Annotated in this window: 16 protein-coding genes; 9 read left to right on the top strand and 7 right to left on the bottom strand. The window is 60.0% G+C overall.

Annotation, left to right across the window (positions count from 1 at the left end; genetic code table 11):
• Nucleotides 1-50 precede the first annotated feature (50 nt).
• The 5 genes from H1204_RS31495 to H1204_RS31520 form a co-directional block, all read right to left on the bottom strand.
• Nucleotides 51-1349 carry an MFS transporter gene (locus tag H1204_RS31495; protein ID WP_180735106.1) on the bottom strand — a complete coding sequence of 433 codons (1299 nt, stop codon included), beginning with the start codon at nt 1347-1349 and terminating at the stop codon, nt 51-53.
• Between the two features lie 196 nt (nt 1350-1545).
• The gene (locus tag H1204_RS31500; protein WP_180734466.1) at nt 1546-4245 is read right to left on the bottom strand and encodes a CoA-binding protein; all 2700 of its coding nucleotides are present in this window, start codon (nt 4243-4245) and stop codon (nt 1546-1548) included.
• Between the two features lie 10 nt (nt 4246-4255).
• Nucleotides 4256-5554 (bottom strand): ATP citrate lyase citrate-binding domain-containing protein, encoded by a 1299-nt coding sequence (locus H1204_RS31505; protein WP_180734467.1) that lies wholly within the window; start codon nt 5552-5554, stop codon nt 4256-4258.
• Nucleotides 5555-6164: 610 nt separating this feature from the next.
• Complete coding sequence (locus H1204_RS31515; RefSeq protein ID WP_180734468.1) at nt 6165-6782, bottom strand: substrate-binding domain-containing protein; 618 nt, start codon at nt 6780-6782, stop codon at nt 6165-6167.
• 354 nt (nt 6783-7136) lie between these two features.
• Nucleotides 7137-7346 carry a hypothetical protein gene (locus tag H1204_RS31520; protein WP_243468927.1) on the bottom strand — a complete coding sequence of 70 codons (210 nt, stop codon included), beginning with the start codon at nt 7344-7346 and terminating at the stop codon, nt 7137-7139.
• 61 nt (nt 7347-7407) lie between these two features.
• Here H1204_RS31520 and H1204_RS31525 point away from each other — a divergent pair, with 61 nt between their 5' ends.
• The 4 genes from H1204_RS31525 (at nt 7408) to H1204_RS31540 (ending at nt 9670) form a co-directional block, all read left to right on the top strand.
• A complete protein-coding gene (locus H1204_RS31525) occupies nt 7408-7578 on the top strand; it encodes a hypothetical protein (RefSeq protein WP_180733346.1) in 171 nt (56 codons plus the stop codon).
• A gap of 782 nt (nt 7579-8360) precedes the next feature.
• Entirely contained in the window at nt 8361-8900 is a 540-nt protein-coding gene (locus H1204_RS31530) for a 2'-5' RNA ligase family protein (RefSeq protein WP_243468928.1), read from the top strand.
• A 155-nt stretch (nt 8901-9055) separates the two neighbouring features.
• Nucleotides 9056-9370 (top strand): phasin family protein, encoded by a 315-nt coding sequence (locus H1204_RS31535; protein WP_180734469.1) that lies wholly within the window; start codon nt 9056-9058, stop codon nt 9368-9370.
• A gap of 102 nt (nt 9371-9472) precedes the next feature.
• Nucleotides 9473-9670: a hypothetical protein gene (locus H1204_RS31540; protein WP_180734470.1), complete on the top strand. Its 198-nt coding sequence runs from the start codon at nt 9473-9475 to the stop codon at nt 9668-9670.
• Nucleotides 9671-9964: 294 nt separating this feature from the next.
• Here the strand turns inward: H1204_RS31540 and H1204_RS31545 are convergent, their stop codons facing one another.
• Nucleotides 9965-11866 (bottom strand): Na/Pi symporter, encoded by a 1902-nt coding sequence (locus tag H1204_RS31545; protein ID WP_180734471.1) that lies wholly within the window; start codon nt 11864-11866, stop codon nt 9965-9967.
• Nucleotides 11867-12514: 648 nt separating this feature from the next.
• Between H1204_RS31545 and H1204_RS31550 the strand changes: the two genes are divergently transcribed.
• From H1204_RS31550 to H1204_RS31570, 5 genes are all read left to right on the top strand, one after another.
• Nucleotides 12515-14092 carry a methyl-accepting chemotaxis protein gene (locus tag H1204_RS31550; protein ID WP_180734472.1) on the top strand — a complete coding sequence of 526 codons (1578 nt, stop codon included), beginning with the start codon at nt 12515-12517 and terminating at the stop codon, nt 14090-14092.
• Between the two features lie 443 nt (nt 14093-14535).
• A complete protein-coding gene (locus H1204_RS31555) occupies nt 14536-15162 on the top strand; it encodes a DUF47 family protein (RefSeq protein ID WP_180734473.1) in 627 nt (208 codons plus the stop codon).
• Between the two features lie 12 nt (nt 15163-15174).
• Nucleotides 15175-16185, top strand: a complete 1011-nt coding sequence (locus H1204_RS31560) for an inorganic phosphate transporter (RefSeq protein ID WP_180734474.1) — start codon at nt 15175-15177, stop codon at nt 16183-16185.
• Nucleotides 16186-16510: 325 nt separating this feature from the next.
• A complete protein-coding gene (locus tag H1204_RS31565; protein ID WP_180734475.1) occupies nt 16511-18178 on the top strand; it encodes a Na/Pi cotransporter family protein in 1668 nt (555 codons plus the stop codon).
• A gap of 175 nt (nt 18179-18353) precedes the next feature.
• A complete protein-coding gene (locus H1204_RS31570; RefSeq protein ID WP_180734476.1) occupies nt 18354-18764 on the top strand; it encodes a hypothetical protein in 411 nt (136 codons plus the stop codon).
• 88 nt (nt 18765-18852) lie between these two features.
• Here the strand turns inward: H1204_RS31570 and phoU are convergent, their stop codons facing one another.
• Nucleotides 18853-19560 carry a phosphate signaling complex protein PhoU gene (phoU, locus tag H1204_RS31575; RefSeq protein WP_180734477.1) on the bottom strand — a complete coding sequence of 236 codons (708 nt, stop codon included), beginning with the start codon at nt 19558-19560 and terminating at the stop codon, nt 18853-18855.
• Between the last annotated feature and the right edge of the window lie 347 nt (nt 19561-19907).

The raw sequence follows: 19907 nt of genomic DNA on the forward strand, positions 1-19907 counted from the left end.
TGAAGGCGTATCGGGTTGCGTGTTCGGGAGTATGCGGGACGAGATCTGCGTCAGTGCGCTGGCGTCAGCGTCACTGCGCGGCGGCGATAGAGCGCGAACGTCGCGCACAGGGCACAGACGGCGGCGAAGCTCATCCAGTAGCCGGGTGCGGCCTTGTCGCCGGTAACGTGAATGAGGGCGGTCGAGATTGCGGGAGTGAAGCCGCCGAACACAGCCGTCGCGAGACTATAGGCCAGCGAGAACCCCGCGACGCGCACTTCCACTGGCATCACTTCCGTCAACGCGACGACCATCGCGCCGTTGTAGATGCCATACATGAACGAGAGCCACAAGAGCACGAGCAGCATGTTGACAAAGCTCGGCGCGTGAGCGAGCAGCGACAGTGCCGGGTACGCGGTCGCGATGGCGAGCGCGGTCATGGCGAGCAGCAGCGGCCGGCGGCCGATCTTGTCGGAGAGCGCCCCGCCAATCGGCAGCCACACGAAATTTGACACGCCGACGCACAGCGTTACGAGCAGGCTGTCCGCGGTGCTTAGGTGCAGGACCGTCTTACCGAAGGTGGGCGCGTAGATCGTGATGAGGTAGAAGCTCGTGGTGGTCATCGCCACCAGCATCACGCCGGCGACCACGACGCCCCAGTTCTGGACCAGCGTGCGGAACACCTCCTTCATGGTCGGGCGATGCTGGCGCGCCTTGAACTCCTGCGTTTCCTCGAGATTGCGGCGCAGCATGAAGATGAACGGCACGATCATGCAGCCGACGAAGAACGGCGCGCGCCATCCCCACGCCGCGATGGCCGACGCGTCCAGCCATTGATTGAGCGCGAAGCCGAGGCCTGCGGCCACGACGATCGCCACCTGCTGGCTCGCGGATTGCCAGCTCGTGAAGAAGCCCTTGCGGCCGGGCGTGGCCATCTCGGCGAGATACACGGACACACCGCCCAGCTCCGCGCCCGCGGAGAAGCCCTGCAGCAGTCGCCCGATCAGCACGAGCGCCGGTGCCAGGAGGCCGATCGTGGCATAGCCCGGCACGAATGCGATCAGGATGGTGCCGCTCGCCATGATGGAGAGTGTGACGATGAGGCCCTTGCGGCGGCCGACGTCGTCGATGTAGGCGCCAAGCACGATCGCGCCCAGCGGCCGCATCAGGAAGCCGGCGCCGAAGACCGCGAAGGTCATCATCAGCGAGGCGAATTCGCTCGCGGATGGAAAGAAGACGTTGGCGATCTGCGTAGCGTAGAAGCCGAACAGAAAGAAGTCGAACTGCTCCAGGAAATTCCCGGCCGTCACGCGGAAAACCGCAGCGGCCTTCGACTGTCCGGGCGAAAGGGTAGAGGACGAGGGGTGCATCGAGGTGTCTCCTGAAATCCTGTAAATGCGCGGTGACCCGGCGGATTGTCGTTTCGGGAATGTTCGCCCGGAACCGGCAAAACGATAAGTGCAATGTTTTGAACGATTGATGTTCACTGGTTATCAATCGATGCCGTTGCGGCGCCACGCCTTCCATAGCAGAAGCGCGTGGCGGCGGCCGTCAGGGGCCTTTCGGTCAGGCCACGAAGCGGCACTGCGAAGCGGCCGTGCGCGTGTCCATGTTGCGTCCGCGATTAAGGTGATCGTCGATTTCCGCGGCGCAGCCGAGCATGCGCGGATACAGGAAGATCGTGAATGCGGCGGTTTCGAGGTCCGCCTCGCTGAACTCTCCGCGCCGCAGCGGCTGCCATAGCATCTTCAGCAGCAGCGCGGCGATCACCGCATCGACGTTGACGCAATAGACATTGCGTGACACGCCCGCGTCGAACAGCGCTTGCACCAGCGCACGGTAGTACGCGTGAAACGCGTTGTATTCGCCGCGTCCTTCATACAGATTGGCGATGAACACCTCGCGCGGATCGTGGTTCACCGGCTTGTCCTTGAAGACCGGGTGGTTCACGCCCGGAAGCTTGGCGATGTCGAGGCTGCCAGCATGCTTCTGGCGCGCCTTGTACTGCGCATACCGCTCGACGGATCGCCGTGCGAGCACTTCGAGGTCCACGCCGTGTTTCGGATCGGCAGGATCGTCGAGGCCGCTGTCGCGAAACGCCTCGTTGAGGAACGCAATACCTTCGTAGCCGTTACCGCCATGCGTATAGCCGGTGTGCGTGAGAAAGCCGGCCAGCGCCTTGTTCAACTGTACCCGCTCGGGGCTCTCGGGGCCGTCGGCGGATACCGCGCCCTTCGCGCCCTGTGCCGAGATTGCGCCGGGTCCGTTCGTGAGCAGCAGGCCGACGAGGGTCTTGAACGCAAACAGGTCGTCCGCGGTAGGTCTGCGGTTGAGAAGCGCCGCGAAGGCGACCTCGGTCAGCGTGCGTTCGCCGAGCAATGCATCGGTGCCGACGCCGCAGAAGCTGTCGGGGCCGTGACGCGACGCGTCCGCCGAGGCGCCGATCAGCGTGCCGAAAAGCTTCGTCCACCACGGCAGGCTCTCCGCCGTCAGGCGCGAGATGCGCTTGCGCATGAGCGGACCCCAGGCGAGGGTCGTCGTGATCGCGGCGAGTACCGCGTCCGCACGCGGATGGCCAGGGCCGCACGCAAGCCAACGAACAAACGCCGAACTCACGCCGCGCGCAGCCAGACCCGCGAGCATTGCTTCGGCCTTCGGGTCGCGCGCTTCAGAGAAGAGCGCTTCGCTGCCGGTCGTATCGACGGCTTCGACATCGAAAGTCGCGTCGAACGCGTTCGCGAGCTTCGCCGCCGTAAAGCGGTCGATCATCAGTTTTGCCGCTTCGCGCGCCGCACGCTGGCGATTCGGCCCGACAATCGCAGCGGCCGCCGCGAGCACGGCGTTGGGCGCATTGCCCGCCTCGCGCGCGGCCTGTGCCGCCGCCAGTTCGGGCGTGCCGTGCAGGTTCACCGCTGCGCCGACGGCCACATTGACGAGCTTCTCGTCGTTTGTTCCACCGAACTCGTGCAGCAGCGCGAGGCAGACGTTCGCTTCGAGCGAACGCGTCGCCGCTTCCAGCATTGATGCGCCGTGCAGGCTGCTCACCTGCGTCTTCGCGTCCATCTGCGAGGCGCCCGAGGCGTCCTTCAGCGTCTGGCGCGGCGGGATCGCGCCGATCTGGCCGTTCACCCGCGCCACCTGCTCGTTGTAGGGCGCGACCGCCTCCACCACCGGAAGGGCGAGTTCGTCGGGCAGTTCAAGCCCCTGGTCCGAGCCGAACCACGGCTTGAGCGCGAGGCTGCCTTCTGGTTTGAAGTCGGGCATCGTCGCGTTCGCGCGCATCACTGCCGTGAGCGCGGCGGGAATGTGCGCGATGTTCGTCACCACCGCGCCCCTGGCCGAGCAGCACGGATCGTCCGGTGTAAAGAGCCGCTCGACGCCGAATTTCTCCATGAACCAGCGCTCCTTGGTAAGCGCGTCGTCGGCGCCTCCCGCCATCGCGCCCGCATGTCCGACCGCGCGTGTAAGGCGGCTCTTCCAGCGGCCCACCACGCACGCGACCACTGGCTTGGTGAACGTGGCGTCGGCCTCGTAGTAGCCGCCCGGCTCGCAGTACAACACGGCAGCCTTGCTGCGCGCGTCGTTGGCGAGAGCGAACGCGAACTCCGGCGCGGCGTAGTGGATGTAGACATCTTTGCCGCTGGAAATGACGGTTGACGTACCCCAGCCGCTCATCCGGAGATATTGCGCGATGGTGGTGCTGAAGCCGCCCGAGTTCGAAAAGATTGCGATCGAGCCCTGGCGCAATGTCGCAGAGGGATCGTCGCCGCCGAGCGCGCCGCCGATGCGCACGCTCTGCCACGAGTCCGCGACACCCAGCCCGTTCGCACCGAAGATGTCAATGCCTGCCTGCTGGCCCATCGCCCGGATCTCACGAGCGTCATGCACGGCGATCTTCTCCGTGATGATGAAGATCTTGCGCAGATCGGGATTCACGCGGATCAGCTCCGCCACACCGTCGCGCGCGGCCGACGGCGGAAGGTACACGACGCCGCAATTGAAATGGTGCCCGGCTTCGAGGCCTTCGCGAACGTTGTTGTAGACCGGGATATCGCCGGAGGGCGTCCCGAGTACCTGGCCGCCTTTGCCGGGCGCGGTGCCGAACACGATATTCCCGCCGGAGAACGCATGGCTTACGGGTGTCACGTCCGACGATTCACCACCGAGGATATTGAGCACGCACACGCGGTCCTCGCGCGTGGCGATCTGCGCGAGCGACTGGATGCCGACGAAATACTTGAAATGATTGCTGGCTTGCCTGTACATGTCGGTCTCCTTACGCCTGTGCCGTTTCGGACTGCGACTCGCGTGCGCCGATGCGCGCCGCGACCTGCGCGCGCCCGCCCGATTGCATCCACGCATCGGCCTTGCGTGCGTACTGGATCACTTCGCTGATGTCGGAATCGAAGCCGAAGAGGCGATAGGGGAGGCCGAGCGAATCGCAGGTGTCGCGCAGCGCTGACATGCCACGCACGAGGTTCGGACCGCCGCGCCCGAGGACGACGTAGAGCGGTGTCGGGCCGTGCTCGCTGAAGTGCTCGCGCAGTGCGTCGGCCATCGCGCGCAGTGTTTCGTAGATGTCGGTGTTGTTGGACTTGCCACCGATGATGAAGAGCACGTTCGATTGCCGGAGCCAGTGCCTGAAGCAGATGCGCGCCACCTCCTTCATCTTCTCGTATGGGGGATTGCCGCCGAAGTCCGAAGAAATGATGGCCGCGTCGCCCAGCATCTCGGTCACGAGCGAGTTTGCGCCACCGCCGAAGGTGGGCGCGAGGATCGTACCGCGCTCGTTGATCACGTACACATCGCTTTGGCCCTGATGCGTGCGAAGCTGGTTGATCTCCTGTTCGAAGTCCGAGTAGTCGGCGGCGAAAAGATGCGCTGGCAGGCCGAGGCGCGAGACGCGCGGATCATCGCGATCGAAGCCGCATTTGAAGTCGCACGCCACGGGCGTGAGACGCCCTTTCTTGTCTTCGCGCATGCGGATCGGATTGAGTTCGAGCGTCGTCATGCCGAAGTCGTGAAAGAGCTCCCAAAGCTTCGGCAACTGCTGCACGAGTGGCGAGATGATCTCGCGCGGCGCGCCGATCTCGCTGAGTGCGTTTGCGACGACGAACGCCTTCAGCCCGGTCAATGCATCGAAAGGCACCATCGCGACGTGCTTCGGATCGACTTCCTCGATGTCCATGCCGCCCATGTGAGAGAGCGTCATCGTGGGGGCGCGAAAGCGGGTGGAATCGGTGATCGAGAAATAGACTTCGTGCGTAGCCGGCACGCCCGCTTCGAACGTCACGCCGTTCGCCTTTGCCCTCATGCGGCCCACGACGTGCTCGGCGAAGTAGAGTCGCTCTTTTTCGACGAGGGCCGTCTTGAGGTCGGACGCGCGGCCGAGCAGGCCAGCCTTGCCCTTTTTGCCGACGCCGCCCTTGAACACGGGCTTGATAAAGACCTGCCCGTGACGGTCGATCAGCGACTTGATCTCCTCCTCGCTCGCGCCGGGGCCCAGCACCTCGCTGGCCGGGAATCCGACGAATTGCAGCAGGCGCGCGCCGTGCAACATTCCGGTGATCTGCATGTGAGTGTCTCCTGAATTTTCAAGGCAATGACGAATGAAGCAAGTAGTGGAAATTCATCCTGCTCGCTGCGGCGGGCGCAAAAGGCACCGCTGCCCTGGGCGCGCTCGAAGCGGCGGCAGAAATGACATAGCGAGGTGTTGTGATGCGAGACGCGCGTCGGTGACGGGTCGCGGTGCCCATGATCGGGCTTGCGCTGGAATGCGGCGAAACGCTCTTCACGTTTCGAGCCTGTCTCCGATACGTTCTTCTGTGAATGCGTTTATGAACCTCTTGAGCACCGATATTTGCTCAAGACGTCCGAAACGGGAAGTGCGATTTTCGGATGCATTGATGTTCAATGGTTATCAATGCGAGCTAGCCCGCCGTGCCGTTGCGACCCGCTTCATGTCGCATCTGCGCGCAAGTGCTGCGGCAAGCGGCAAGCTCAGGTGAGCGAGGCGGAGCGCTCGGCGATACAGCGCGGGCGTCGCGCCCAGTCCGCAGATGGCGGCGAAGAGTTCTGGAGCTCGGGAAGTCGCGTTTCGGCCGAAGGCACGAAGTGGAACCTCTACGAGCAGAACCTCCCGTCCGAATACCACATCCGCTACGGCGGCTATCACGAACGTTCCGTTATTTTGTCGCGCGGCTCTTTGGCGCAGCCGTGGACGCACGCTTTATCAACACAGGATCTGCCGTTCGAACCATTGCTGGTGCGTCGGGGTCGTTAGATGCGAGCTTGATGAGGAGGTCCACACTTTTCTCCGCCATCTCAGCCGTTGGAATCGCAACCGTGGTTAGCGCTGGTCGCGACTGGCTCGTCAATTCGATGTTTGTGATGCTTACGATCGAGAGATCTTCGGGGACATTGAATCCCAGCGAGGCCGCTGCGTTCAGTGCACCGAGCGCAGGCAGGTCATTCGACACAAAAATCGCTGTGAGATCGGGAGTCGAGGTTAGCAGGTCGAGAGCGGCATCGAAACCACCTTGATATGAGTCGGTGCCGAACCGGGCGTCTGTCTTGAGATGCTTGACCTTCCTGGCTCGCAGGGCGTCGCAGAAGCCCTTGTACCGACCACCGTGAATGCCATTTTTTTCGCTACCGACCAGCGCGCCAATTCGACAGTGGCCCAGGTCAAGCAAATGGTCCGTGGCGATATAACCTGCCTTGTGGGAATCGAAAGCGACGCAGGGAATGCCGGGGTCGACGTCTGGAAACTCCCAGACGGGGTGAGCTTGATTTCCACGCAATTTTCCGATTAGAAGGGTCTAGGTCACACGCGGCCTTGCGAACTGCCCCCAATAAATAGTCTAATTAGATCAAAGAGCTGCTGTCTGGGTGCCAAGCTAGGGGTATCGTCCGGTGCTCGAGGTGCCGCAGCCAGCAGATTGGCCCGCGGGCCAACACTGGCATACAAGCTGCGCACTGCCGCCAGTTCAAAGGCACGGGAAAAGGGCAGGGGTGCGGGTCATAGACGGCCTTGGTCTCACGCGTTTTCAGGACGTCAAGCCTGCCCGGCTGTAAAGCCGGACTGATATACGACTACTATCCGTCTGGTATCTTTCTGCCCGTCACGCCGCCCCTTCGTTTGCTTCGCGTGCGGCTCACTTCAATGTTGGTGGCCGCCCAGTCTTGACCGGCTCGACTGCCTTGAGCGCCGCAAGAAGGCGTTTCGTCGGCTCAGACTCCAACAGAAGCAAGCCTGCCCGAACGAGCTCGCTCTTTTTCACGGCTACGCCCGCATCGAGGCAGCGCTGTTTGAGCACCGCGATCTTTTCGTAGTCCGCCCTCGGCATCGTGAAGGTGTCTCGCATGACCTTTTCCGGTTTGACGTGCTCCGTGCGGTGCCGGGCGACACGCGGTGGAGGCTCTTCAATGGATGTTGCCTTGCGGGTCTTCGCCTTCGTCGCCGCGCTGCTCGTCTTCGCCGCATTAACCGATTTCTTGCCGGCAGCCGCCTCATTGGCACCTGCAGTCGTGTGCGCAGACGGTCGCTTGCTGCCTCTGTTCGTGGAAGCCTGTGGTTTCATGATTATGCAGGTCTGATAAACCGTACAAACAGTTTAGCTTCTTTCGAGCAAGCGGAGCTTTCAATGCCAGAGAAGCACAACGCCGGCCGGTTCGATGCTGACCTTGACATCTATTGTTGGAGCGGCGCGTGGCGGGCATCGTTTCATGTACCGCCCATCCCGAATCCGCATAAGCACCGTGAGTCGTGAGACGGCATCGCGCTTTGGCTGCAGATTCGAATCATTCTTGCATCCCAGCCGCCAATCCTTTGCCACTTGATGCCAGAACTGGAGCCGCCTACCCTGAAAAAGAACCGTCCGTCGTGAGTTCCATCGAGCGCAGGAAGCGAACCACCCGTGTTGTCGCGGGGTACGACAATGAAAATGTCTGACCGATTGCAGTCCCATTCGGCACGGCCGATATGGGGGATGATCCTGTGCCTGATCTGACGTTGACCGGGATCGGCCTCTGGATCCTTGCAAAGTTATCGCAACCCGGTAGTCGCCTTGATGAATCGCTTGCGATGGCTGCAATCCTCATCGGCGCTTTTCTGGCTGTCTATACCGGACGGGAAATCAGCCTCAGACATCGGTAAGCCACGGCCGCGTCGATAACTCTCTGTGTTTTCCGGGCCGGCGCCGCGCGATACGCGGAAGTAGAAGCGTTTCAGTTCTGTCCATCCCGCATCGATGTACGGCGTCAGTGCAATGATGGCCGGGATAGCAACACTGACATGCCAGTTGCGAGGGTTCCCGTATGTCCGTATCGGTGTTCATCGTCAAGATTCCCGCGGCCGAGCTGCTAGCAGGTGATTGCGCATGCGCTTTGATGCCAGCTGCAAGCGGGGCGGCTCCGCGCATATCACGGTGCTGTTCCCATTCATGTCGGCCGCTGACATTTCACCCGAGGTCATTCATCGCGCGCAAGTCGCGTTAGGCGAGGCGAAGTCATTCAGTTTTTCGCTAGGCGGCGCTATCGGGCGATTTATGGGGCAGCGCCAACTCCCGTCGACACTCTTTCTCTTACCGGATCCTCCGGAACCATTCGTTGCGTTGACAACGGCGGTAGTCCGGGCCTTCCCCGCGTTTCGCCCGTACGGTGGCTTCCATGAGGAAGTCGTTCCACGCCTCACCGTAGCGCACGGCGATGCATCCGATGTTCATACGGCCGGGCTCGAACTGAAGCAGCGGCTTCGCACATCGCCATTGATCCAGACAGCATGCAAGTCGGTGACCCTGATCGAGAACACGTCCGGCCGATGGGAGGAAATGCATGTCTTCAGTCTTTCGAGCGGACATAGCGAAAGAGGACTATCGCACGCTGGAATCGGGGTATCCACCTATAAAGAAGCGCTCTGAATGTTCATTTAACAAAGTTAGAATGTTTGTTCTAAACCAGCAAGCCTCTCTTTGCCCTGTCAGGTACAAGGTCGTCGGCCACAGCCGATTAATGCACCGTTGGCTTGACTGACACGGGTCAGACGCTTGTCGGAAAACAACAAGGGAGAAAACGAATGAGCGCATTTGGGCCGGAGCACCTGATCGAGCGGAACAGGGCAAACGTCGCCAACCTGTTCACGCTGACGGATCAGGTGTTCGACGGATTCCGTCAACTGGTTGAGCTGAACCTGGCCACAGCCAGGGTGGCGGGCGCGGAGAGCGCGAAACTGACGCTGGAAATCCTGTCCAGCACGACGCCCGAGGAAGGGCTCAGGCGACAGACAAGCCGGATTCAGCCGGTGTCCGAGCATATCCTGTCGTACGCAAGCGATGTCTGTGACATCGTGCGCGATACCCATTCGAAATGCGTGGAAGCAGCGCAGGCATAATACCAGGCGAAAGATCACGACACTTCGATGTCCTGAATGTACTGCCGGACGGTGAAGGCACTGTCGCAACCCTAAATTTCTTCGCGAGCCCAGGAGGCAGTCGTGCTGAGTCCGCACGAATTCACAACACTGATGGTAGTCAAGGATGCGCCGGATCAGGTCGAAACGGACCGTCTTGAGCTTCGCACGTTGCTTGACCTGCGTCTGGTAACACTTGAACCACTTGCGGCAGGTCGACAGTATCCGCGCATCACGCCGCATGGCAAGGCGATCCTGAAGGCCGTTGCCCGGATGGGCTAACTGCGATGCATCTGCCGCGCAGAAGTTGTGTGCTGGCCAAAGCGTCGCGGCAGATACTCTTTACAACCAAGATGACCAGTCAACGTCTTGAATCCTATGGCCGAAGGAGGCAAAAATGAGTGCATCATGGCTCGGTATCGTGGCCGGAAACAGGTCGTCCACAAGCGTGTAGCGCCCGATAACCACCATTCAACGCGTCGGAAGCACGGAGAAACGATTGCCCCCGTTTCGCCAGATCGCAGCGGAGAGAAGCGGGACAGCAGACTGTCCTGATTCGCAGATCCTGACATCCGATTACTGGGGTGTTCCGTCGCGGAATTGTTCAAGACTGACACTGGCTAGGTCGAAGGCCAGATGCGTCACGTAGCCAGTTGCGGTTTGAGGCGAGTCGCTCGCATCGATATGGTCTGGTCTGAGCAGCAGACGCGGATCGCGTTCCGCTCCGCCAATCGTGCTGACGGATTCGTAGACGCCGGTCACACAAATACCCAGGCGTACGACACGGAGGAGGCCGGTCTCGATCGCTTCTTTCAAGCCATCCATGCAACTCGCAGGCACATTGAACGACGCCCACCACTGAGCGGATTCATCCAACTCATCGTCCTGACGGTTAAAGCCGATTCTGGCGGTACCTAATGGAATATCCGAGAAGGTCGTGCCGAGCGTTTCCTGCAGGCTGCGAAGCCCATCGTGGTCCGGGCTGCTGATCTCGCGGCTCGCGAAGGTGAGGTGCACCGTGGGGGAAGTGATCCAGGGTTCACCTATGATCGACAGCTCGCCGTCGTCCAGAAAGGCGGTGCCACAGATGGAAGTTGAAAGGGCCGCACTGGCCATCCCGGTGACGGGCTCCAGTTGGCGCACGATCCGGAGATCCTGCAGGTGAAGCCAGATCGATCCCTTCAGCTTGAACGTCGAGATGGTTCCATCGTCCCCCAACCATTCAAGCGCATTTTGGCAAGCGTCCCGAATGATCACGCTGCGCGGTGGGTTGGTCTCGCCAGTCACCAATCCCGTTGGCTTTTCAGTGTTGGCGCGTTCGTCAAGACACCGTGCGATGTCAGGCAATCGCCGCCCAACGTCTCCAGCTCCCGTCACGTTATCGAGAATGTCCTGACGCATGCGAACGACGGCACGCTGTCCATCCGACGGACATCTCGTCGCCGGCGCTGTTCGCGCTATTTCGTGTGACAGCGGTGGGATGTCCTGCGTGCTTCGAAGGTCGCGATACGGGCCCGGCGGGTCAACGAAACTGCCCCACGCCGGCATCAGACGAGTCAAAAGATTGCTGTACGGCACGAGCAGTGGCATGAACGCGATTGCCACGAAAACGTTGAACAGCATGTGAAAGTCGGCCGCTACCCGCGCGTTGTCTGGCTCGATGGTGACCATCAGGCGGCCAATCGGCACCAGTGCTGCGAGCGCTATACCGACGCCCACCAACAGCATCAACAGGATGCCAACCGGAACACGCCGCGATGTCGGCTCGCCAGGCGCCGCGCGGTCGAGCACCGGCCGGGCGGCAGTACCGAGATTCGCGCCGAGAACAAGGGCGAACGCCGTATCAGGCGGTACGACGTTCTTCGCACAAAGTGATGCGATCAGCAGCACTGCGGCCACGCTCGACTCCGCCGCCCAGCTCAGGCTTGCGGCCAGCAGCATGTCGACCACCGGCATCGTGGACGCAGCGCCCAAGACCATGCGAAGGCTAGGCGCATCTTCGTAGTCGGTCATCAGATCCAGCAGTGCATGCAGCCCGAGCAGCATGAGCCCGAGCCCGATGAATGCTCGTCCCAGGTCATGAGCGCGAGAATTCGAAGCCTTCCGGAACATCAGCACGCCAACAAGGATAAGCGCAGGAGAGATGGAGGGCTGATCGACAACCAGCAGTATCTGGACGACCAGGGTCGCACCTATATTCGCGCCGAGTACCGCTGCAAGTGGCGGTGCAAGGTCGGCCGGACGCGCGATAGCGGCACGCTCGGTCATCCACCCCATCACCGTGCTGCTCTGCTGGATGATGGACACGCCCATACCACCCAGAAAAGCATGTCCACGATCGCGCAATGCGCGCACCAGCAACGGCTCGAAGACCGGGTTCAACGCCCGGTATATGCCCGTCTGGAACATCTGCATACCCAGTAGCAGTAGCGCGACGGAGCCTGCGAGATCGATAAGGGTAAAGGTCTGCACTGGCATGGCGACGCGCTGCTCCTACAACATTCCTTGTCACTCCCATCTGACACGCTGACAGCCGAAGGTGGCTGGAGGCGGATCAGCTCTGAATAGCCAACAACGCGCAACTAAGCGGAATTCTCCGCGATATGGTCAGGCCCATACGTGCGCTGACGAACAGCGCAATCGAATGTTCGAACAGACCGAGTCGTTAGACGAAGTAGAGGGCGGCCCCGGTCACGACCCCAGTACGCAGCGGGCATGTCTTGCAGAGCAATTTGCGAAAGCCTCTCAAATGATTTTGCTACCGAAAGGATGATCGTTATGACCGAGTTGCCCGCGTACGGGCAGTAGCGGCCACACGGGCAAGACTGAAGAGGCCTGGTGGTGTCCGAGACAAGTGTCAGGAGATCCCTACATTTATATCGGAATATTCTCCGCCGCGAATCGCTTCATCACCTATACAGCCGTGCGGAGACCGTGCCGATATACACATCAGGCACAGGCAGGCGTAATCCATGAACAAAGAACTGCGTCGTCACGTCCGAAGCGAAATCGGAACCGCCTCCCATCTTGTCGCCAGATTGTCAGGCACGGTCCGCTGTCGAGCAGACGGAGGAGGCCGTTGGTGGCTTTTGCGATGCTGAATCGTCGGAAACAATGAGGTAAGCAATGAAGCAGCCTGTGAAACTGTTCAAAGACCTGCGCATCGGCGCGCGTCTCACCTTTTCATTTCTCACTGTCGCCGTTCTGACTGTGCTGCTTGGCATCACAGCGTACGCAAAACTATCGGGGATCACGGACGAATGGAAGTCCTACGACTCGGTCACGCTGGCCAAGCTGAACATGCTGCAGCATGCGAAGGACACCTTCGGCGAGGCGGTCCACAACTACAAGGACTATGTGCTCCGGGGTGGTGACTACAAGCGGAAATGCCTCGCGAATCTCGACGAGATCGACGAGGCAGCACGACAGTCGCTTCAGGCCGGCCAGTTTAGCGATGCTGAGCGCGAGGTGACGACATCGCTTCTCAATGCGACGAAGGGGTATCGTACATCTCTGCAACAACTGTCGACGCTCGTCGAGTCTGGCGCTGCGATTGACGTGAGGGATCGTAGCGTCAAGGGCGCTGACAAACCGATCGGAGAGGCACTGAATGCGCTTGTCGAAATCGGACTGAAGCATACGAAGGAACAAGGCGAACACATCACTGCGCTGGCCCACGTGGCGCAGGTGACGGTGATTTCAGTCACGTCCGCTGCGCTTGCAGCCGCTCTGGTGCTGGCATTCTTTATCACACGCAGCATCACCCGTCCTATCGGCGTTGCGGTGACGGTTGCACAGGCCGTCGCGAAAGGCGATCTGACGAGCGAGATCCGTGCGGACCGTGGCGACGAAACGGGGCAGCTCCTCGCAGCGTTGGATACCATGATCGAGAGAGTGTCGGAGGTCGTACGTCACGTGCATCGCACGGCCGAGTCCGTTGCCTCGGCTTCTGCACAGATATCCGCTGGCAACGATGACTTGTCGCGTCGCACGGAACAGCAGGCCGCATCGCTGGAAGAAACCGCTGCAAGCATGGAGCAACTGACGGCGACAGTCAGAAACACGGCACATAGCGCCGAGGAGGCGAGCTCACTGGCAACTGCTGCATCCGATGCGACGGATCACTGCGGGACCGAAGTCAACAGGGTAGCGAGCACGATGACGGAACTCGCGAGCGGCACCCGGCAGATGACGGCGATTATCGGGACGATCGAAGCGATCGCGTTCCAGACCAACATCCTCGCGCTGAATGCTGCGGTTGAAGCCGCCAGGGCGGGCGAGCAGGGGCGGGGATTTGCCGTTGTCGCTGCCGAGGTGCGCACATTGGCCCAGCGTAGCGCGACGGCCGCGCGGGAAATCAAGGATCTGATCCTGTCGTCGAACGAGCGCGTCAGCGCTGGCGCAACGCTGGCAGGTGGCGCGGGCGACTCCATGCGCAAAGTCACCTCGGGCGTGACCAGGGTGACCGCGCTGATGAGCGAGATATCGGAGGCGTCCAGGGAACAGAGTGTCGGGATTGACCAGGTGAATCAGGCTGTCTCGTTGATGGACGAGATGACGCAGCAAAACGCCGCGCTGGTTGAGCAGGCCTCCGCTGCAGCTGCCTCACTGGTGCGACAGACGCATGAGCTTAAGGATCGGGTGTCGTTCTTCAAGGCCCGTGGCCGGGAACAGCATAATGGATCGGTCGAACTGGTCGCCTGAGTCGGACACGGGGCGCACTTCCATATCTGACACGATCGTCTTCGCAACGCGCGGACTGCGGTGACCGGGTTCACGTGGTTCACATCCCGCTTACAACATGGAAAGTGAAGCGCGGGTGATGGCTACCATATCCGGCCTTCGGCGCGCGATCGCGGTATCAATTGCTTCTGCAGGTTTGAGTATGGTCTTCGGTCCTCCACGGACGGATTCAATGATGCACGGCATTCTCGTTCAGACCGTTGATCAACTCGGATGTTATGGATAACCAATCAAATGACATCACGTTTGTCCGTTACTTCATCGGGTTAGAAGTCTGCACCCAAATTGTGTGATTCCCGCTCGACTTTTTTGGGAAAACAAGGTTGGATCGAAGAGACTGTAGAATGTGTCACTTTTGTGACGGGGCGGACGGCGCGCCGTCAAAACTAGAGGTGATACGCCCTATGTTCGGTCGCTTCATGCCCAGAGAAGGCAACTTCTTCGAGCTCTTCAATGCTCACGCGAGCTACATCGTTGATGGCAGTCGTGCCCTCGAAAAGCTGGTTGAAGATCTCGGCGAGGCCGAGCGCCATCGGCGAAATGTGAAAATCATCGAAAAATCCGCGGACAAGTTGACGAGCGACTGCAACGACCTGTTGCACAAGACATTTATCACGCCACTGGACCGCGACGAGATCCAGCAGCTTATGAATACGTTGGATGACATCATCGATACCATCGAGGATGTCGCGAACACCATCACCCTATACGAGGTGCAGGCGCTGCCGCCGGACGCGATTGAAATTGCGCGCATCAGTACACGGGCAACAGTGCTGGTTCAGCAGGCCGTGAGCATGCTCTCGGATATGAAGCAATCGAAACAGATCCTGCAGTGTTGCAAGGAAATCGACGAGCTTGAATCAGAGGTTGACCGACTATTGCGAACGGCTATCTCGCGACTCTTCCGGGAGGAAGACGATATCAAGGCGCTGATCAAACTGAAAAGTGTGTACGAGTTACTCGAGACCATCACAGACAAGTGCGAAGACGCTGCCACCATCATCCAGGGCATCGTGCTGGAAAACGCCTGAGCGGATCAGACCATGCATCCGATTCAACTCGCGCTGTGGATGGTGATTGCGCTTGTCGCGATTGCACTCGTGTTTGACTTCATGAACGGCTTTCACGATGCCGCCAATTCGATTGCGACTGTCGTGTCGACGGGAGTATTAAAGCCGCATCATGCCGTGGCGTTTGCCGCGATGTTCAACGTCATCGCCTACTTCATCTTCCACCTTGGCGTAGCCGCGACGATTGGGAAAGGCACGATTGATCCGGCCATAGTTGACCACTATGTCGTGTTCGGCGCACTGGTCGGGGCAATTGGCTGGAACGTTATCACGTGGTACTACGGCATTCCGTCCAGTTCGTCTCACGCGCTGATTGGCGGACTCGTTGGTGCCGCACTGGCCAAATCCGGCTGGGGCGCGCTGAACGTGGACGGTGTCATGAAGACCGTGGCGTTCATCATTATTTCGCCAGTGCTGGGCTTTGTACTCGGTTCGTGCTTCATGCTCGGCATAGCGTGGATCTTCTTCCGCGTACCGCCAAGCAGGGTGGACCGACAGTTCAGGAAGCTGCAACTTGTATCTGCGGGGCTCTACAGTCTGGGCCACGGAGGAAACGATTCCCAGAAGACCATCGGCATTATCTGGATGCTATTGATCGCGGCCGGATACGCATCGAAGAATGCTGCTGCGCCGCCGTTCTGGGTGGCGGCCAGTTGCTACGCCTCCATGGGAATCGGGACACTGTTTGGCGGCTGGCGCATCGTGCGAACGATGGGGCAAAAGATCACAAAGCTCAAGCCAGTCGGTGGTTTCTGTGCGGAAATTGGCGGTGCATTCACATTGTTCTTCGCTTCCGCGTTGGGTATTCCCGTGTCAACCACACACACGATCACAGGCGCCATCGTTGGGGTTGGGGCAACCCGGAAGTTGTCCGCAGTGCGCTGGGGCGTCGCGGGAAATATCGTCTGGGCGTGGATTTTAACGATCCCGGCGTCGGCCTTGCTGGCAGCGATTGGCTGGTGGGTCGGACTCAGGCTGTTCTAAGGAGAGGAGCCGGACACGGCGTGCGTTTCTGTGTTTCGGTCTGCCTCGACGCCCGGGCGGCATGTTTTCCCAGAATAGCGACGCTCTGATTCCTCTATCTCGATAGTCGCGATACATACGTGACCTCGCACCAGGACAGGACGCGTGCGGATAACGCTAAACCCTGGCCGGTTGCCCGAACAACGTTGCGTTGTGACTCGCAGAAAGGCCGATAACTTAATTGAACTGGGTTACTTCTGTGTAACACTATTGTCACATTGCAGTGTCCTGCCGTGACCCGGCTTTACGGCAGGGCTAACGTCCGTGCTGTGGAAGTCGACCTATCGTGCTGATCCTTCTGAATTTGCTGTCCGGCGTCGCGCTCCTCGTGTGGGGCTCGCATATTGTGCGTACTGGCATCCTGCGTGTGCTCGGCGCAGATTTACGCGCGATTCTCGGCCGAAGCACAGGCAGCAGGCTGCGGGCTTTCCTGTCCGGCATTGGCGTGACCAGCCTCGTACAAAGCAGCAACGCCACAGCCGTCATCATCACGTCGTTCGCTGCACAGGGTATGGTGTCGCTTGCGAGTGGCCTGACCATCATGCTGGGTGCCGATGTGGGCACTGCACTGATGGCACGGGTACTGACGCTGGATCTGTCGTGGCTGTCGCCGCTCCTGATCCTCGTAGGCGTGCCGCTTTTTCTGACCCGCAAGCAGACTCGCGCGGGACAGACGGGAAGGGCCCTCATCGGCCTCGGACTGATCCTGCTCGCCCTTCATCTGATTGTCGAAGCCGCACAGCCGATGATGCGGGGTGCCGGCGTGCGGGTCATGTTCGGCGCCCTGACGGGTGACATCGTGCTCGATGCGCTCGTGGGTGCTGCCTTCGCGATGCTTTCGTATTCAAGCCTCGCCGCGGTTCTGCTGACGGCGACGCTCGCGTCCTCCGGTGTGATCTCACTAAAGGTCGCACTATGTCTTGTTGTCGGTGCAAACGTTGGCAGCGGAATGCTGGCACTGATCAGTGCGTTACCCCAGAACGCCTCTGCCCGGCGTCTGTCGGCTGGCAGTCTTGCGTTCAAGCTGATGGGTGCGGTGGTGATCCTGCCGTTGGCGTCATTGCTCGCAAACGCACTACCGGTTTTCATTGCCAATCCGCGCGAAGCCGTGGTTGGTTTTCATGTCATCTACAACACGGTGCGTTGCTGTGCGTGCCTTGCTCTCGTTGATCGGGTTGCCGCCCTCAGTCGCCGGCTGCTGCCCGATCGCGCGGTGGCGACGGCCGAACTGCGCCCGATGCACCTCGACCCTGCAGGCCTTGTGACACCCGGTTTGGCCCTGGCGAACGCATCGCGCGAGGTGCTTCGGATCGGCGACATCGTCAGCGTGATGCTTGATAACGTTTCTGAACTGCTTAGACGCAATGATTCCGCCGTTGCCCGCGAAACGATGCGCATGGATGACGATGTCGACCAGCTTTATGCCGAGGTGAAAAACTATCTAACGCTCATCTCGCGCGAGCAGCTCGACCAAACCGAGAGCCGTCGCTGGACAGACATCATTTCCCTCACCATCAATCTCGAACATGCGGGAGACATCATCGAGCGCATCGTCAGCGATATCGAGGAAAAAAAGATCTCGCAGCGACTGTCGTTTTCGGAGCAGGGGCTGGGCGAACTTGACGACTTGCATGCTAGGCTGGTCAGCAACCTGCGGCTTGGCCTGTCTGTGTTCCTTAACAATGACCTGCGTTGCGCCGAGCAGCTTCTGGCTGAAAAGGAGCGCTTTCGTGACCTCGAACGTGCGTACTCTCACAAACATCTGGACAGGCTGGCTGGACAGACACTTCGCAGTATCGAAACAAGTGCGCTGCACCTGGATCTGATCAGCAACATGAAGCGCCTGAATTCGCTCTTCTGCTCAACGGCATACCCGGTACTTGACGCTGCAGGCGCGCTTCATGAGACGCGGCTTCGCAAGCGTTCGCTGGATACGATGTATGTGAAGGAATAGTTGCCGTAAGCAAATACGCGACGTGACATGGTCACAAGACGACCGACGTGAATATCCGGCTGCGGTAAACTTGCCTGTTAATCGGAAAATACGTTGATCGCGACATGAGTTCGAAGCGTAGCAGGGGAGGGGCACCCCCTCACGACGGGCACTGACGAAAGCAATGCTTTTGCCCATGGACAGGGTATCCGCACAGAAGCAGTCGCTCGCCTTGCATCTTGCCCTCGTTGCGTGCCGGGCAGGGCATGGCAACAGCCATCTCTTCAATGAACTCATGGAGACGGTGTACGTCGCGTGGTTTCTGCAGCAGGAGGGCTACGGCGACGAACCGGCGGATCTCTTCAAGCTGGCTGAGGAAGCTGTCGAGGCCGCCCTTCAGCTGGGTCAGGCGACGGGCGAATATCTGCTCGCGGACGATGCAGTGCCAGCTTTCGAAAAACTGCTTGCCCTGCACGACGCGCAAATGAACGTCGCGCCCCTGCACAAGGTTGCCGCCGCTGACGGCCGGCTCAGGCGTTTTCTTCTTGGAACCGCCAGATCGCCGATTCCGGACGATCGCGAGAATGGGCTGCGCTCGCTTAACTGACCGTTATTCTTTTCCGCGCGTTGAGTCTGGCAAGAGGCTCATTTCGCCACCCGAGGCGGGTGTCCCCGCGGCGCAGAGACTTGGCCGGTCAGTTTCGCGGAATCTCTTCGTCTGGTCGGCCCAACGGAAGATGACGTACGTCCCGACCCTTGACGATATAGATCACAAACTCGGCAATGTTGGTCGCGTGGTCGCCAATACGCTCGATAGCCTTCGCGGCGAAGAGATAGTCAAGGCACGACGAGATGGTACCCGGTGCAGCGTTCATGTTCGTGACGAGCCTCTGCACCAGGAGGCGAAACTCATTGTCGATCGCCAGGTCGTCGCGCATGATCTGCTCAGCGGATGCGATGTCCATTCTGGCAAAGGCGTCGAGCACACGATGCAGGATCGTCAGTGCCATTTCACCTGAGTTTCTCAGCTCCGCGACCTGCAATGCAGGAGGCACTCCGGCTTCGTCGATTCTTTGCAACCGTTTCGCAATTTTCCAGGCTTCGTCGCCAGCCCGCTCCAGATTTGTCACGCATTTGGACGTGGCCATCAGCAACCGCAAATCGCGAGCGGCCGGCTGTCGCCGGGCGATAACGTTAATGATCTCGTCATCAATCTCGACTTCCATCTGATTAAGCTGCCTTTCGACATCTCGCACACCCGAGACAACGGCGCTGTCGAACTTACTCAACAGCGATAGTACCGACGAGATCTGCGACTCGACCAGCCCGCCCATCTCGAGTAGTCGTGTCGAGAGCAGATTCAGCGCAGCATCAAACTGGCTGGAAAGATGTTTGTCCGACATTTTTTCCTCCAATGTCTGCCGATGCATCACGCGAGATCGGGCTTGCCACATCGCTGTGGCGTAATTCACCGCGATTTTTTCTGAAACGGTATATACGGTATTATTGTAGCTAGGGTACCGACGCGAGCTGACGGTCACACGCGATATACATGCTGTTTCGCGGATCTGCCCCTTGTTGGTATGAGGCGCTTTTCGTGTGACATTTCCGTGGCGGGGGACACAGCAGTTGCCTGGATTGACACGTGCCTCCCGTTGTGAACCCGGTTGGATTGCTGTTGTGACGTTGACGAGAGTATCCGGCGTGATAAGGCCGCTATCACGCCGTGAGGAATGTTGGTGTAGGTTTG

The sequence above is a fragment of the Paraburkholderia sp. PGU19 genome (assembly GCF_013426915.1).
GTDB lineage: Bacteria > Pseudomonadota > Gammaproteobacteria > Burkholderiales > Burkholderiaceae > Paraburkholderia.